Genomic DNA, 1024 nt, shown 5'->3' with positions numbered 1-1024 from the left:
GAATCGAACTGCTGCGGCTGACGGCGCATGACGGTCAGTTCCATCACGTTCAAATCCAATGCAAACAGCGTCAGCGGTGTGGTGAAATCGCTGGCGGCAAGGTAAACCACGTCGACGCCCCACGGTTGGTCGGTCATTTCCAACGCGCCCGAAGGCAGGCGCGGCAGTTCGACTTCCTGCCATTTGCCGTCGGTAAAACGCCATGCTTTCAGACGGCCTTGTACGTTTTCCAGTAGGCTCGCCACCACAAAACGCTTGGTCGTTTCCACGCTTTCTAATGCCTGCGTTTCATCGGGCGCAAACAAAAGCTGCGCCGCGCCTAATTCGCCGCGGTTTAATTTTACTGCCACCAATGCGCCGCTCGGATAGCTTTGGTTCGCGCGGTTCCAGTCTTTGCGCAGCGTCAGCAAAAGATGTCCAGCCAGATAGCCGACTACGTCGCAATCGTTGGGCAGGTTTAACGGTTTCGCCTCGCCTTCGGCCGACACCTGCAAATAGGTTTTGGTGTAAAAACCGTCCGACGCTTCAATCAAATCAATCGGCGAACCTTGCGGATCGAGATAACGCCACGCGTTCACCATCATGCCGTCTTCGGCAATTTGATACACAGGCAGGCTTTCCTCGAAACTCTTGCCGCGTTCCACCAGCCACACTTCACGCGGATAGCCCGATTCGGTCAACTGGCGTTCGTCCCAAGCCGGACACACCCACACGCTGTTTTCATCGCGCCACGACACATGGTTTTTGCCTGCCGGAAAGTGAAAACCGCCTTCTACCAACTCCCCTGCTTCCAAATCCACTTCCAGCGTGTACGCCGTATCGCCGCCCGATTTGCTCAGTGTTAACAGCGCGCGGTTGGGCTTTTCCACCAAGTGCGACACGCCGCCCAAATACACATCGTCGCCGAGCAACTCGTCGAAATCCGCCACCGAAAACAGGATTTTCCACTCAGGATAGCCGGAACGGTACGTCGCCGCGGTACACACACGGTACACGCCCTTCGGATATTCCGCGTCCTGATGGA

At 56.4% G+C, this 1024-nt stretch carries 1 pseudogene; it reads right to left on the bottom strand.

The annotated features are described in order from the left end of the window. A pseudogene (locus tag ACTHUM_RS15145) lies at positions 1-1024 on the bottom strand (S9 family peptidase); the annotation flags it as partial.

Source organism: Neisseria sp. P0021.S006 (genome assembly GCF_051956895.1).
The sequence above is the reverse complement of the archived record's forward strand: the minus strand, read 5'-3'. Positions and strand labels throughout refer to the sequence as shown.